Below are 14960 nucleotides of genomic sequence, written 5' to 3' on the forward strand. Positions count from 1 at the left end.
TCATGGTTAAATTTATTATGAAACGTCTTACGCTCATGATTCCATTATTGATTGTAGTGACTTTTATGACTTTCATGATGACCTATCTCACGAACGAAGATCCAGCCGTAACAATTTTACATGCCCAAGGAACGCCTAATATAACGCAAGATTTAATAGCTGAAACTAAAGAAAAATATGGATTAAATCAACCGATATTCACGCAATATAAAAATTGGCTTGTTGATGCCTTGCAGTTTAAATTTGGAACGAGTTATATCACAGGGGATCCAGTATCTGAGCGTATGGGGCCAGCGTTTATGAATACATTAAAACTCACTTTGATTTCCAGTGTTGTGGTGATGATAACGTCTGTTGTACTAGGCATAGTGAGTGCTTTGACTAGTGGTAGATTTCCAGATCGTGCTATACGTTCAATAGCTTTTCTACTAACAGCTCTACCCTCATATTGGGTAGCTTCAATATTAATTATTTATGTATCTGTAAAACTCAATTTATTACCAACCTCAGGACTCACTGGTCCAGAAAGTTATATTCTTCCAGTCTTTGTTATTACGATTACCTATGCAGGAATTTATTTTAGAAATGTCCGACGATCTATGCTTGAACAATTAAATGAAGATTATGTTTTGTATTTAAAAGCTAGTGGTGTACCTCGTCTGACAATGTTGCTGCATGTATTACGTAATGCATTACAGGTAGCCATATCTATTTTTTGTATGTCGATACCAATGATTATGGGAGGTCTAGTCGTTATTGAAAATGTATTTGCGTGGCCGGGTTTAGGACCATTAAGTATTAAAGCGATTACTGAACATGATTTTCCAGTAATTCAAGCATACGTGCTCATTGTCGCGGTGTTGTTTATTCTTTTTAATACACTTGCAGACATCATTAATGCAATATTAAATCCGCGTTTAAGGGAGGCAATGAAATGATTGTGTTACGTCGTCTATTTCAAGATAGAGGTGCCATATTTGCTATAGCTATTATTACAATCTACGTAGTGCTTGGAGTTTTAGCTCCTTTAATTACATTCTATGAACCGAATCACATTGATACAGCAAATAAATTTGCTGGTATAAGTTGGTCTCACTGGTTGGGAACAGACCATTTAGGTCGAGATGTATTAACACGGATAATATACGCCATAAGACCTAGTTTGTTATATGTATTTGTCGCATTGATTATTTCCGTTGTGATAGGAGCGATACTTGGGTTTATTTCAGGTTATTTCCCAGGTTATATCGATGCAATAATTATGCGTATATGCGATGTGATGTTAGCTTTTCCAAGCTATGTGGTCACATTGGCATTGATTACGTTGTTTGGCATGGGTGTAGAAAATATTATTATTGCATTTATATTGACTCGATGGGCGTGGTTTTGTCGCGTGATTCGAACCAGTGTAATGCAATATATTGAAGCTGATCATGTAAAATTTGCCAAAGTAATTGGTATGAATGATTTAACAATCATTCGCAAACATATTTTGCCACTAACCTTTACTGACATAGCGATTATTGCTAGTAGTTCGATGTGTTCAATGATATTACAAATGTCAGGATTCTCATTCCTTGGATTAGGTGTTAAGGCACCTACAGCCGAATGGGGGATGATGCTTAATGAAGCACGAAAAGTAATGTTCACACATCCTGGAATGATGATGACAACAGGTGTGGCTATCGTCATAATTGTGATGGCGTTTAACTTTTTATCAGATGCTTTACAAATGGCGATTGATCCTCGTATGTCCGCTAAAGAAAAACGACTGGCTCTGAAGAAAGGTGTGAAAGCACGTGACACTGCTTAAAGTAGCACATTTAGGAATTAAGGACACATGGTCAGATGAGACGCTCGTTGATAACGTGAATTTCACAGTTCAATGTGGAGAAACATTAGGTATTATTGGAGAAAGTGGAAGCGGAAAATCGATTACTTGTAAGGCATTAATAGGTTTAAACGCTCAACGTTTATCTGTAAGCGGAGATATCTTTTTTGAACATCAAAATTTAAATACAATAACTGAAAAGCAACTACGCAAAATTCGTGGTAAAGATATTGCGATGATTATGCAACAAGGAACACGGGCATTTGATCCTTCAACTAAAGTGGGAAAGCAAATGATTGAAACTTTGCGTGCACATACGACATTATCAAAGCAACAAATAAAACAAGAACTTATTCATTATATGACGTATATGAAGTTGAAAGATCCTCAGTCATTATTAAAAGCATATCCCTACATGTTGTCAGGTGGGATGCTTCAACGTATGATGATTGCACTAGCATTAGCATTGAAACCTAAATTGATCATTGCTGATGAGCCGACCACAGCATTAGATACCATCACACAATATGAAGTTATCAATGCTTTTAAAGATATAAAACATCATTTTGATTGCGCCATGATTTTTATATCTCATGACCTCACAGTGATTAATAAAATTGCAGACCGTGTTGTAGTTATGAGAGAAGGTCGTGTGATAGAAGAAGGTCGAACAAATATGGTATTACAACAACCTCGTCATCACTATACAGCTTATTTATTATCAACTAAAAAGACAATTTATGATTATTTTCAGTTTGTGCTGAGGGGTGATTTCAATGCTTAAGGTTCAAAATGTTATTAAATTTTATGGAAAAAAATCAATGTTTCGTGATAAACGTATTCTTGTAGTTAAAGGCGTGTCATTTGATTGTCCCACTGGTGCATCAGTAGCAATTATTGGTGAAAGTGGAAGTGGAAAGTCTACGTTGAGTCGTATGATTTTAGGACTAGAAAAACCAGATCAAGGACAAGTGACTTTGGACGGTCAGCCTGTTCATTTAAAAAAAGTGAGACGTCATCGAATTGCTGCGGTTTTTCAAGACTATACTTCTTCTTTGCATCCTTTTCATACTGTCAAAGATATTTTGTTTGAAGTAATGAATCAATGTCGATGTACATCGAAGGAGAATATGGAAGAGTATGTAACAGTGTTACTACGTGAAGTAGGGTTAAAATCTGATTGTTTGTATTGTTATCCACATATGCTTTCAGGTGGAGAAGCACAGCGTGTAGCTATTGCACGTGCGATATGTATGCAACCAGATTATATATTATTTGATGAGGCGATTAGTTCATTAGATATGTCTATGCAAACACAAATATTAGATTTATTGAAAAGGTTACGTCACTCACACCAGCTGAGTTATATCTTTATTACTCATGATATACAAGCTGCGACATATATATGTGATGACTTGCTTATTTTTAAAAATGGTTGTATCGAAGCTAGGACATCTATAAGTGAATTGCATAGGCAACAAAATGGTTATACAAGAGAACTGATTGATAAACAACTATCAATCTAAGGAGTGACAATATGAAAGGTGCCATGTCTTGGCCTTTTTTAAGATTATATATTTTAACATTGATGTTTTTTAGTGCGAATGCCATACTCAATGTTTTCATACCTCTAAGAGGACATGACTTGGGGGCGACGAATACTGTAATTGGAATTGTAATGGGAGCTTATATGCTAACGGCAATGCTATTTCGCCCCTGGGCTGGTCAAATTATTGCACGTATTGGTCCGATTAAAGTATTGCGTATTATATTATTGATTAATGCTATGGCACTGGTATTATATGGGTTTACAGGACTTGAAGGTTATTTGATTGCACGTATCATGCAAGGTGTGTGTACGGCATTCTTCTCAATGTCTTTACAATTGGGTATTATAGATGCTTTACCTGAGAAATATCGTTCAGAAGGTGTATCTCTCTATTCATTATTTTCAACGATTCCCAATTTATTAGGACCATTAATTGCAGTTGGGATTTGGCACGTGGAAAATATGTCCATATTTGCTATTGTTATGATTTTTATTGCAGTAACAACAACCTTATTTGGTTATAGAACTACTTTTGCAAATACACAAAAAGAGGTATCACCAAAAGACGAAGTCTTGCCTTTTAATGCAATGACTGTATATGTCCAATTTTTTAAAAATAAAGCACTCTTCTGCAGTGGTATGATTATGATCTTGTCATCTATCGTGTTTGGTGCGATGAGTACTTTTATACCATTATATACGGTTAGGGAAGGTTTCGCGAATGCAGGTATTTTCCTCACAATTCAAGCCATTACAGTAGTGATAGCTAGATTTTATTTACGTAAGTATGTACCATCTGATGGTTTATGGCATCACCGTTTTATGATGATTGTCTTAACGTTACTGATGGTTGCTTCAGTCATTGTAGCTTTTGGACCACATATAGTGAGTATATTTGTATATATAAGTGCAATCTTTATCGGAATAACACAAGCGCTCGTTTATCCTACATTGACAACGTATTTAAGTTTTGTCTTACCAAAGATAGGACGTAATATGTTATTAGGATTGTTTATAGCATGTGCAGATTTAGGGATTTCACTAGGAGGTGTGCTAATGGGGCCAATATCAGATACGGTAGGATTTAAATGGATGTATATTTTATGCGCTTTATTGGTTACTATTGCAATGACACTAAGTAAAATTAGACAAAGACAAAGTGTTTCAAAAGCCTCATAGCAAAACTACATAAAAATAATGATAAATTTTAAGGGAGCCTCCAGTTTGTCTGAGGTTACACTCCCACACATGTAAAAAATCGATTTATTTACTTTGTTAAAACGAAAGAAATGAAATTGTATCAAACTTTTATTGCAATTGAATATTCACGCTTTTTGATTACAATAGAAGAAACTTTTACATTCATATCTTTTTAATTCTAGTTTTATGGCTTTTTAAAAAGAAAGAAGTTAATAATAAAGAGGTAAATTAAGAGCGTGGAAAATGAGATAGAGTAGAATTTATTTTGAATATAATCCCCATATGGCTTATGAGCTCTAAGTTGAAATGTCTATAAAATTTATGTGTTAGGACTCCCAAACGCACATTTATAATATCTATGATATGGATATGTTTCTCAATTTAGCCTTATTAGTAACAGAGATAAAAAGACTAAGCCAGTTTCTAATTTAATGATAGACAAACTATGCCTGAGACAATTGTTGTCTCAGGTTTTGTTTTACTTGTCATTATTATATAGTGAATTTTTCATACTATCAGGTTTAATAATAGAAGAAATTTTTCAGAAAACTGTTATGTAACAGGATAATTTATTCACAAACTGTTATAACTTCTGTCACAGGTTCGTAATTTATACAAACTTTAGTAGAAAATATGCCATAAATTATGTGAAATTAATCACATGTTTCGTGGTATACTACCGTTGAAAACGTTAACAATACGAAATGGAGGCGGAGAGTATGTTAGAAACAAATAATCATACTAATGCTTGGCAAGGATTTAAAACAGGTCGTTGGAATAAAAATATAGACGTGAGAGAATTCATACAATTGAACTATTCATTATATGAAGGTGACGATGAATTTTTAGAAGGTCCTACAAAAGCAACTGAAACTTTATGGGATCAAGTAATGCAATTATCAAAAGAAGAACGTGAGCGCGGTGGCATGTGGGATATGGATACTAAAGTGGCATCGACAATCACTTCTCATGACGCTGGTTACTTAGACAAAGATTTAGAAAAAGTTGTTGGTGTTCAAACTGAAAAACCATTCAAACGTTCTATGCAACCATTCGGTGGTATTCGTATGGCAAAAGCAGCATGTGAAGCGTATGGTTACGAATTAGACCCAGAAACAGAAAAAATCTTCACTGAATATCGTAAAACACATAACCAAGGTGTATTCGATGCATATTCAAGAGAAATGTTAAATTGTCGTAAAGCTGGTATTATTACTGGTTTACCAGATGCTTACGGACGTGGACGTATTATCGGAGACTATCGTCGTGTTGCTTTATACGGTGTAGACTTCTTAATGGAACAAAAACTTAAAGACTTTAACACAATGTCCACTGAAATGTCTGAAGATGTGATTCGTTTACGTGAAGAATTATCAGAACAATATCGCTCACTTCAAGATTTAAAAGAATTAGGACAAAAATATGGATTTGATATTAGCCGTCCTGCTACTAACTTCAAAGAAGCTGTGCAATGGTTATACTTAGCATATTTAGCTGCTATTAAAGAACAAAATGGTGCAGCAATGAGTTTAGGACGTACTTCAACATTCTTAGATATTTATGCTGAACGTGATTTACAAAATGGTGACATCACTGAACAAGAAGTTCAAGAAATCATTGACCACTTCATTATGAAATTACGTATCGTTAAATTCGCACGTACGCCTGAATATAATGAATTATTCTCTGGAGATCCAACTTGGGTAACTGAATCTATCGGTGGTGTAGGTATTGACGGCCGTCCAATGGTAACTAAAAACTCATTCCGTTTCTTACACTCATTAGATAATTTAGGTCCAGCACCAGAACCAAACTTAACAGTATTATGGTCTACACGCTTACCTGAAAACTTCAAAATCTATTGTGCTAAAATGAGTATTAAAACGAGCTCAATCCAATATGAAAATGATGACTTAATGCGTGAAAGCTATGGCGATGATTATGGTATCGCTTGCTGTGTATCTGCCATGAAGATTGGTAAACAAATGCAATTCTTCGGTGCACGTGCTAACTTAGCTAAAGCATTACTTTACGCTATCAATGGTGGTAAAGATGAAAAATCTGGCAAACAAGTTGGACCAAGTTATGAAGGTATTAAATCAGACGTACTAGATTATGATGAAGTTTTCGAAAGATATGAAAAAATGATGGACTGGTTAGCTGGCGTATACATCAACTCATTAAATATCATTCACTATATGCATGATAAATACAGCTATGAACGTCTTGAAATGGCTTTACATGATACAGAAATTATTCGCACAATGGCAACTGGTATCGCTGGATTGTCTGTGGCAGCTGACTCTTTATCAGCGATTAAATATGCACAAGTTAAACCTATCCGTAACGAAGAAGGTCTTGTAACTGACTTTGAAATCGAAGGCGACTTCCCTAAATATGGTAATAATGACAGTCGTGTTGATGAAATTGCAGTAGATTTAGTTGAACGTTTCATGACTAAATTACGTAGCCATAAAACATACCGTAATTCTGAACACACAATGAGTGTATTAACAATTACTTCAAACGTTGTTTATGGTAAGAAAACTGGTAACACACCAGATGGACGTAAAGCTGGCGAACCATTTGCGCCTGGTGCAAACCCAATGCATGGTCGTGACCAAAAAGGTGCATTATCTTCACTAAGTTCTGTAGCTAAAATACCTTATGATTGCTGTAAAGATGGTATCTCAAATACATTTAGTATCGTACCGAAATCACTAGGTAAAGAAGAAGCAGATCAAAATAAAAACTTAACTAGTATGTTAGATGGTTATGCAATGCAACATGGTCATCACCTCAATATTAACGTGTTTAATAGAGAAACATTAATTGATGCAATGGAACACCCAGAAGAGTATCCACAATTAACGATTCGTGTATCTGGATACGCTGTAAACTTCATTAAATTAACACGTGAACAACAATTAGATGTTATTTCACGTACATTCCACGAATCTATGTAATAAATTTAAGGTGGGAGCAAAATGCTTAAAGGACACTTACACTCCGTTGAAAGTATGGGCACTGTCGACGGGCCAGGACTTAGATATATATTATTTACTCAAGGTTGTTTGTTAAGATGTTTATATTGTCATAATCCAGACACTTGGAAGATTAACGAACCATCAAGAGAAGTGACGGTTGATGAAATGGTAAATGAAATCTTGCCGTACCAACCTTACTTTGAAGCTTCAGGCGGTGGGGTAACAGTCAGTGGTGGCGAACCATTACTACAAATGCCTTTCTTGGAGCAATTATTCAAAGAATTAAAAGCAAATGGTGTTCACACATGCATTGATACTTCTGCGGGCTGTGTAAATGATACACCAGCATTTAATCGTCATTTTGATGAGTTGCAAAAGCATACAGATTTAATCTTATTAGATATTAAACATATTGATAATGATAAGCACATCAAATTAACAGGCAAACCTAACACACATATTTTAAAGTTTGCACGTAAATTATCTGATATGAAACAACCTGTTTGGATTAGACATGTTTTAGTACCTGGTATTTCGGATGATAAAGAAGATTTGATAAAACTAGGAGAATTTATTAATTCTTTAGATAACGTTGAAAAGTTTGAAATCTTACCATATCATCAACTCGGTGTGCATAAGTGGAAAAATTTAGGCATTCCTTATCAACTCGAAAATGTTGAACCGCCTGACGATGAAGCGGTTAAAGAAGCTTATCGCTATGTTAATTTTAATGGCAAAATACCTGTAACATTATAGAAAGATAAATATAGTAATAGCCTGAGACATCAATCGTTGTCTCAGGCTTCTTTACGTTTAATCAGTCGATAAACTGAGTTTAAAATATATCTCAATTAACTTTATTTAATAAAAATATGATTCATAAGTTTAAATAGTTTATTTTTCTAGATATGCTTTAAATACATCTTTATAAACATCAATGTAACTTAAATACATATCTTTTCTAATAAATTCATCAACTTGATGCGCCATAATAGATTCACCAGGTCCAAAGACAGCAAAATCTACGTTATTTTCATTTGTTCCTAGGAAACTAGATGCATCAGTTGTACCAATCAATGCACTCACAACAATGTCTTCATGTACATAATTCGGTGCAATACGTGTAATATTTTGAATAAGAGGATTATCACGATCACTTGCCACTGGATCATGACTGCTAGGTATATCTACAGTTAAATAATTTTCACCCACATGACGAATGACTTTTTCAAATAAATCCTTCACGAAAGTACTGTCATACTCTGGAACAGTTCTTACATTATATTTAGCTGTCGCTTTATGAGGAACAGAATTAACTTGTTTACCACCATTGAAAACAGAGTTTAACATTACAAATCCAGAGTAGATATGTGATTCTTCTTCACCAATTTTTCTATGGAGATGCTTCTCAATCATTGGAACAGCGTCTAGCTCATGTACTTTATCATGCTCTTTAATATTTTTATATTCTTGTTTCATTTCATTTACAAAATCAACTAAAATATCAACAGCATTTGTACCTAGGTGTGGCATAGAACTATGTGCAGCCTTACCTTTCGCTGTGACTACACAGCTCATAGAACCTTTATGAGCATAGTAAGCGATATTACTAGTTGGTTCGCCAATAATTAAACCACTCACATCATCTAAGTAACCTTCATCAGCAAGTAATTGTGCACCATATTGTTCCGTCTCTTCTCCTGTAGTAGCTAATAAACGTATCGTACCTTGCTTTAATGCGTTTGATTGTTTCAATTCAATCATCGCGATGACCATCGCCATAAGACCACCTTTCATGTCAGTGGTACCTCTGCCGAATAACTTGCCATCCTTATCTGTGAGTTCAAATGGAGGAAAAGTCCAATCATCATGGTCACCAGCATCTACAACATCCATGTGTCCACTGATTGCTAAGACTGGAGCGCCACTACCAATTTCAGCAACTAAATTAGCGCGTGAATCATTAACTTTAACAATCTTAGAATCAATATCATATTGACTTAACAGGTCTTTTAAGTACTCACATACTTCAATTTCATGATCATTCTCAGTTTGAATCTTGACGATATCAGCTAATAATCTTATTTTGTCTTGCTCACTCAATACAGTCATTTCACAGTCCTCCTCATTTTTAGTAATGATTTTCACTTTTTAATAAAAAATAAAAATCCTTGTACACTTAATATTATCAAAAACTTTTATTTATTAAAAATTATATTCCAAAATAAATGAATTTTTAATAAAAAATAAATATTGACTTAACATTTCTTATAAAAAACAACAATGTATAGCAATATTAAAAATTTTTCATTATTTATAGTTTGAATCGTGTTATAAAATGAAAAGCGATGAGATTAAGATGTAATAATACAACATATATATAAATATAACTTCGTGCCACGCAGACGGTTAAAATCATGTATAATAGCTAATAATACATATTATTAGGAGATACATAATTAATGATGAAAAATAAACTAACATTAAAAGAGAATCTATTTATCGGCTCAATGCTGTTTGGTCTATTTTTTGGTGCTGGAAATCTCATTTTTCCAATTCACTTAGGTCAAACTGCGGGGTCAAATGTATGGACCGCCAATTTAGGATTTCTTATCACGGCTATCGGACTACCTTTCTTAGGAATTATAGCGATAGGTGTATCTAAAACAAACGGGGTCTTTGAAATTTCCTCAAGGATAAGTAAAATATATGGTTATTTGTTCACAATTGGCTTATATCTTGTTATAGGTCCGTTTTTTGCGTTGCCAAGACTTGCGACGACGTCATTTGAAATAGCATTTTCACCATTTATTTCATCTGGTACGGCCCAAGCGTTGTTGCCTATTTTTAGTATTTTATTCTTCGGAGTAGCGTGGTTATTTTCGCGTAAACCTTCTAAAATATTAGACTATATTGGAAAATTCCTAAATCCGGTCTTTCTCATCTTGCTTGGAATTGTTGTTGTGCTTGCATTTATCCGTCCTATGGGTGGAATTAGTCATGCGCCAGTAAGTGCTGATTATAGCAATAGCGTGTTACTCAAAGGGTTTATCGATGGATATAATACATTAGACGCTTTGGCATCATTAGCATTTGGTATTATCATTGTTACTACAATTAAAAAGTTGGGGATTACTAATCCGAATACAATCGCTAAAGAAACTTTAAAATCAGGTACGATTAGTATTATAGCTATGGGCGTTATTTATACTTTATTAGCTTTAATGGGTACGATGAGTTTAGGTCGTTTTAAAGTAAGTGAAAATGGTGGTATTGCGCTTGCTCAGATTGCACAACATTATTTAGGGGATTATGGAATTATTATTTTGTCACTAATCATCATTGTGGCATGTCTGAAAACAGCAATAGGATTGATCACAGCCTTTTCGGAAACATTTACAGAGTTATTCCCTAAATCTAACTATCTTTGGTTAGCTACTGGGGTGAGTATATTAGCTTGTATATTTGCTAATGTAGGTTTAACAAAAATTATTATGTATTCAACACCAGTATTGATGTTCATTTATCCTTTAGCGATTACTTTAATTTTATTAGCGTTACTTAGTCCATTATTTAAACATTCTAAGATTGTCTATCGATTTACAACATTATTTACAATGGTGGCGGCATTTGTAGATGGTGTGAAAGCAAGTCCAGAGTTCTTTGTTAATACAAAATTTGCACAAACAATCATTGGATTTGGAGAAAATTATCTCCCATTCTTTAACATTGGTATGGGATGGATTGTTCCAGCATTTTTTGGTTTCATTATTGGTATTATTGTATACTTTATGACTGCTAAAAAATCGTCCCACGTACAATAAGGTTGAGGTAATAAATGATATAACTGCGAATTTCTTAATTATTATATTTCAAGATTATTATAGTTTTTAAATACATCATTTTATTAATAAGTATATTAATTGTTAGTGAGATAATATTTAATAGTACTACTCCACAAAAAAGAGAGGGCGAATTCGCTCTCTCTTTTCTTGGATTTTTAAAAGTGAATAAAAAATTATTAAGCACGGAATAGAGCTACTTAATATTTTTTCATAGTTAACCGACGTTGACAGAGGAACATATATTATATGATAAGTTTACTTTTTATATGTTTGTGACATATAGTAATAAGTAAATCGTTATTAATAAATACAATTCATGTTAATAAAGTTGAATTTAAGAAAAGTTGTTTATAAAATAAATACACTCGATAAGTATGGGTGTTGAAAAAGTGTTAAATAATTACAATTATATATTATTTAGAATTCGATAAAGAAGGTGACGAAATGCCTAGAATTTCCAAAAGACAATTAATATTAGAATCGGCCGCAGCTATTATTAATGAAAAAGGTGCTGATTATCTCACGTTGGATGCTGTAGCTCAAAGGGCTGGAATAAGTAAAGGTGGTTTATTTTATCATTTTAAAAGTAAAGATGAACTCATCAAAGAGCTGGTTAACTATGCCAATAATTTGTACAGAGATAACGTGAACCAACACATCGGTAATGAAAAGAACAAAAAAGGGCAATGGCTCAACGCATTTATAGAAGCGACAAGAGCACATCGTACGGATAATGCGCCTATTACTTCTGGAATGTTAGCGGCGCAAGGGACTAATAGAAGTTTATTATCACCATTAAAGACCTCATATCAAGAATGGCAATATCAAATTACCCACGACGGGTTAGATGAGGTAGATGCAACCATTATTCGTTTAGCTGTCGATGGTTTATGGTTGTCGGAAATATTCGGAATTAGTGCTATAGATGAAGAAATGAGAGAGAAAGTTATTGAACGTTTAAAGATGCAAATAGAAAAAAATTAAATAAGCTATATCCATAGAGCAGGGTGATGTATCGTACATCGCTCTGTTCTTTTTTGTGTAAAGTCAGTTGAAACTAAACCGACTAGTTGGTATAGTAATCAATGTCATAAAAAAATAAAACTTTTAGAGGTGTTAATGATGCAAAAAGTTGTTTTAACAGCAGCTATTACTGGCGCTGGAGATACAATACAAAAAAATGAGAACGTACCAGTTACACCACAAGAACTTGCAGATTCAGCAATTAAATGTGCACGAGCAGGAGCAACTGTCGCACATATTCATGTAAGAGATCCTGAAACTGGAGGAGTAAGTCATGATCCAGAACTGTATGCTGAAACAGTTAGATTAATTAGAGAAGCTGATGAAGATATCGTCATTAATGTGACATCTGGTGGCGGTGGAGATTTCATTCCAAGTCTAGAACATCCAGAGACAGGTGGAGAAGGAACTTGGATTCAAACACCAGAAGAACGTTTTAAACCTATTGGTGACTTATTACCAGAAATGTGTACATTAGATTGTGGCAGTGTCAACATGGGAGATGCAATATACTTAAGCCCTGCATCGTGGTTACGTAAACAAGCACAAATGGTTAAAGATGCAGGAGTCAAACCTGAGCTTGAATGTTTTGATACAGGTCATGTGAGTTTTGCCAAACAAATGATAGAAGAAGGATTAATTGATGGAGACCCTATGTTCCAATTTTGTTTAGGTATTCCTTGGGGTGCAGAGAATGATCCTGAAACAATAGAATATCTTAAATCACGTATACCAGAAAATGCACATTGGTCAGCATTTGGCATTGGTAAGATGCAACTGCCAACTGTAAGAGAAGTTGCGCAACGTGGAGGAAATGTTCGTGTTGGATTGGAAGATAATATTTATTTAAGAAAAGGTGTAAAAGCAACGAATGAAGCATTGGTAGAAGAGGCAAAAAGAATTTTAGCAGAACTAGATATTGAGCCACTTACACCTGCTGAAGCAAGAGAAAAATTTAATCTTAGAAATCCTCATGGTAAAGGAGACAAATAATGAAATTCGCAGTTGTTGGAACAGGTGTAATTGGTAGTGGATGGATTACTAGAATGCTTGCGCATGGTCATGAAGTGATTGCTACTGATCCAAGTGAAGGTGCATATGAACGCATGTTGACACAAGTTAAACAAAATTGGCCTTACGCAGAGCAAATGGGCCTTGCTGAAAATGCATCAATTCAAAACCTAACATTTACACCACATTTAGAAGAAGCGGTCAAAGATGCGGATCATATTCAAGAAAATGTACCAGAAGTAGAAGAAATTAAAGATGCTGTATTAAAAGAGATTGATTTTTATGCGAAACCTGAAGCAACAATTGGTTCAAGTACATCAGGAATTATGCCTTCAGAATTACAAGCTAACTTATCACATCCTGAACGATTAGTTGTTGCCCATCCATTTCACCCGGTATATATTTTGCCATTAGTCGAAATTGTGCCAGGTAAGCAAACATCTGAAGAAACAACAGTTAAAGCCGAACAGATTTATGAAAGTATTGGTATGGATGTTTTACATGTGCGTCATGAAATAGAAGGACATATTGCAGATCGTCTTATGGAAGCATTATGGCGTGAATCATTGCACATAGTTAATGATGGTATTGCAACAACAGAGGAAGTTGATAAGGCGTTTACCCATGCAGCAGGTTTACGTTATGCACAATATGGTCCATTTATGACGTTCCACTTGGCAGGTGGTGAAGGTGGTATGCGTCATATGTTAAAACAATTTGGGCCAGCTTTAAAAAAACCTTGGACAAAACTCATCGCGCCTGAACTGACAGATGACTTATATCATAAAGTAGTAAGTGGTAGTGAAGCATCTTCTCAAGGATATACAATGTCTGAACTTGATCAAAAAAGAAACGAATTTCTAATTAAAGTGAAAGAATTAGCAGAACAATATTGGCCAAGTGATAGTAAAGCGATGAAAAAGTCTAACGGAGCGGAATTACAATGATGAATCAACAGTATGTGTTTCACACAAAAGTGCCTCGTGATTGGGTAGATCATAACGGGCACCTAAATGATGCAATGTATAACCGAATTTTCAGTGATACAACAGATGATTGGTTAGGTCATTTAGGCTTAACTATTAATGCCATTCAATCTTATCAATATACCGTATTCACCTTAGAAAATCATGTCATGTTTCTTAATGAAATGAAAGAAAATGAAGATGTCATTGTTAAAGTACATCTTCACGATTATGATAGCAAACGATTACATGTCCTAATGGAAATGTTTAATGCAGATGATGATTTATGTGCAACATATGAAGTGATGCTGATGGGCATTGATACGACTTCAGGAAGACCTTCAGCCTTTCCGAACGACATTTTGAATAACATTGAACACTATTATAATATTGAGAATGTGGAGATGACATCTCAATATATAGGTCATCGTATTGGCATCAAGAAAAAGCCAAAAAGCAAAGAGTAATACAACTTAGAATTTAGATGAATATGATTTAAGGACTCTTTTGTGCCTTGTTCTTACTTAGATTACTTTGTATAACATCACA

General features: G+C 34.4%; 13 protein-coding genes. 12 read left to right on the top strand and 1 reads right to left on the bottom strand.

All coding sequences use genetic code 11. The features are described from left to right. The first annotated feature begins 2 nt into the window (after positions 1 to 2). From opp1B to pflA, 7 genes are all read left to right on the top strand, one after another. Positions 3 to 938: a nickel/cobalt ABC transporter permease gene (opp1B, locus tag HMPREF2576_RS01155; RefSeq protein WP_002487807.1), complete on the top strand. Its 936-nt coding sequence runs from the start codon at positions 3 to 5 to the stop codon at positions 936 to 938. Then, on the top strand, positions 935 to 1813 hold the full coding sequence (gene opp1C, locus HMPREF2576_RS01160; RefSeq protein ID WP_002437750.1) for a staphylopine uptake ABC transporter permease subunit CntC: 879 nt from the start codon (positions 935 to 937) through the stop codon (positions 1811 to 1813). The genes opp1B and opp1C overlap by 4 nt, the downstream gene beginning before the upstream one ends. Continuing rightward, positions 1800 to 2615 carry a staphylopine uptake ABC transporter ATP-binding protein CntD gene (locus tag HMPREF2576_RS01165; RefSeq protein WP_001830532.1) on the top strand — a complete coding sequence of 272 codons (816 nt, stop codon included), beginning with the start codon at positions 1800 to 1802 and terminating at the stop codon, positions 2613 to 2615. The genes opp1C and HMPREF2576_RS01165 overlap by 14 nt, the downstream gene beginning before the upstream one ends. Further along, positions 2608 to 3357 carry an ABC transporter ATP-binding protein gene (locus HMPREF2576_RS01170; protein WP_070856364.1) on the top strand — a complete coding sequence of 250 codons (750 nt, stop codon included), beginning with the start codon at positions 2608 to 2610 and terminating at the stop codon, positions 3355 to 3357. Before HMPREF2576_RS01165 ends, HMPREF2576_RS01170 begins: the two co-directional genes overlap by 8 nt. An 11-nt stretch (positions 3358 to 3368) precedes the next feature. After that, entirely contained in the window at positions 3369 to 4559 is a 1191-nt protein-coding gene (locus HMPREF2576_RS01175) for a staphylopine family metallophore export MFS transporter CntE (protein ID WP_001830562.1), read from the top strand. A gap of 740 nt (positions 4560 to 5299) precedes the next feature. Next, entirely contained in the window at positions 5300 to 7546 is a 2247-nt protein-coding gene (pflB, locus tag HMPREF2576_RS01180; RefSeq protein WP_001830559.1) for a formate C-acetyltransferase, read from the top strand. 21 nt (positions 7547 to 7567) lie between these two features. Continuing rightward, entirely contained in the window at positions 7568 to 8323 is a 756-nt protein-coding gene (gene pflA / locus HMPREF2576_RS01185) for a pyruvate formate-lyase-activating protein (protein ID WP_001830511.1), read from the top strand. A 138-nt stretch (positions 8324 to 8461) separates the two neighbouring features. On the opposite strand, the gene HMPREF2576_RS01190 is transcribed toward pflA, so the two are convergent. Next, positions 8462 to 9679, bottom strand: a complete 1218-nt coding sequence (locus tag HMPREF2576_RS01190) for an ArgE/DapE family deacylase (RefSeq protein WP_002485521.1) — start codon at positions 9677 to 9679, stop codon at positions 8462 to 8464. A 350-nt stretch (positions 9680 to 10029) separates the two neighbouring features. On the opposite strand from HMPREF2576_RS01190, the gene brnQ reads away from it, so the two are divergent. From brnQ to HMPREF2576_RS01215, 5 genes are all read left to right on the top strand, one after another. Then, positions 10030 to 11391: a branched-chain amino acid transport system II carrier protein gene (gene brnQ / locus HMPREF2576_RS01195; protein WP_002437758.1), complete on the top strand. Its 1362-nt coding sequence runs from the start codon at positions 10030 to 10032 to the stop codon at positions 11389 to 11391. A 465-nt stretch (positions 11392 to 11856) separates the two neighbouring features. After that, positions 11857 to 12396 (top strand): TetR/AcrR family transcriptional regulator, encoded by a 540-nt coding sequence (locus HMPREF2576_RS01200; RefSeq protein WP_002437759.1) that lies wholly within the window; start codon positions 11857 to 11859, stop codon positions 12394 to 12396. 138 nt (positions 12397 to 12534) lie between these two features. Next, positions 12535 to 13428 (top strand): beta-keto acid cleavage family enzyme, encoded by an 894-nt coding sequence (locus tag HMPREF2576_RS01205; protein WP_002494032.1) that lies wholly within the window; start codon positions 12535 to 12537, stop codon positions 13426 to 13428. Beyond that, positions 13428 to 14393 (top strand): 3-hydroxyacyl-CoA dehydrogenase NAD-binding domain-containing protein, encoded by a 966-nt coding sequence (locus tag HMPREF2576_RS01210; RefSeq protein ID WP_001830516.1) that lies wholly within the window; start codon positions 13428 to 13430, stop codon positions 14391 to 14393. Before HMPREF2576_RS01205 ends, HMPREF2576_RS01210 begins: the two co-directional genes overlap by 1 nt. Then, positions 14390 to 14878 carry a thioesterase family protein gene (locus HMPREF2576_RS01215; RefSeq protein ID WP_002500343.1) on the top strand — a complete coding sequence of 163 codons (489 nt, stop codon included), beginning with the start codon at positions 14390 to 14392 and terminating at the stop codon, positions 14876 to 14878. Before HMPREF2576_RS01210 ends, HMPREF2576_RS01215 begins: the two co-directional genes overlap by 4 nt. Positions 14879 to 14960 lie beyond the last annotated feature (82 nt).

Source organism: Staphylococcus sp. HMSC063F05 (assembly GCF_001837075.1).
Taxonomy (GTDB): domain Bacteria; phylum Bacillota; class Bacilli; order Staphylococcales; family Staphylococcaceae; genus Staphylococcus; species Staphylococcus epidermidis.

Excerpts from the sequence above, each read along its gene's own strand:
- opp1B (WP_002487807.1), top strand. The coding sequence starts at position 3 with ATGGTTAAATTTATTATGAAACGTCTTACGCTCATGATTCCATTATTG.
- opp1C (WP_002437750.1), top strand. The coding sequence starts at position 935 with ATGATTGTGTTACGTCGTCTATTTCAAGATAGAGGTGCCATATTTGCT.
- HMPREF2576_RS01170 (WP_070856364.1), top strand. The coding sequence starts at position 2,608 with ATGCTTAAGGTTCAAAATGTTATTAAATTTTATGGAAAAAAATCAATG.
- HMPREF2576_RS01175 (WP_001830562.1), top strand. The coding sequence starts at position 3,369 with ATGAAAGGTGCCATGTCTTGGCCTTTTTTAAGATTATATATTTTAACA.
- pflB (WP_001830559.1), top strand. The coding sequence starts at position 5,300 with ATGTTAGAAACAAATAATCATACTAATGCTTGGCAAGGATTTAAAACA.
- pflA (WP_001830511.1), top strand. The coding sequence starts at position 7,568 with ATGCTTAAAGGACACTTACACTCCGTTGAAAGTATGGGCACTGTCGAC.
- HMPREF2576_RS01190 (WP_002485521.1), bottom strand. The coding sequence starts at position 9,679 with ATGACTGTATTGAGTGAGCAAGACAAAATAAGATTATTAGCTGATATC.
- brnQ (WP_002437758.1), top strand. The coding sequence starts at position 10,030 with ATGATGAAAAATAAACTAACATTAAAAGAGAATCTATTTATCGGCTCA.
- HMPREF2576_RS01200 (WP_002437759.1), top strand. The coding sequence starts at position 11,857 with ATGCCTAGAATTTCCAAAAGACAATTAATATTAGAATCGGCCGCAGCT.
- HMPREF2576_RS01205 (WP_002494032.1), top strand. The coding sequence starts at position 12,535 with ATGCAAAAAGTTGTTTTAACAGCAGCTATTACTGGCGCTGGAGATACA.
- HMPREF2576_RS01210 (WP_001830516.1), top strand. The coding sequence starts at position 13,428 with ATGAAATTCGCAGTTGTTGGAACAGGTGTAATTGGTAGTGGATGGATT.
- HMPREF2576_RS01215 (WP_002500343.1), top strand. The coding sequence starts at position 14,390 with ATGATGAATCAACAGTATGTGTTTCACACAAAAGTGCCTCGTGATTGG.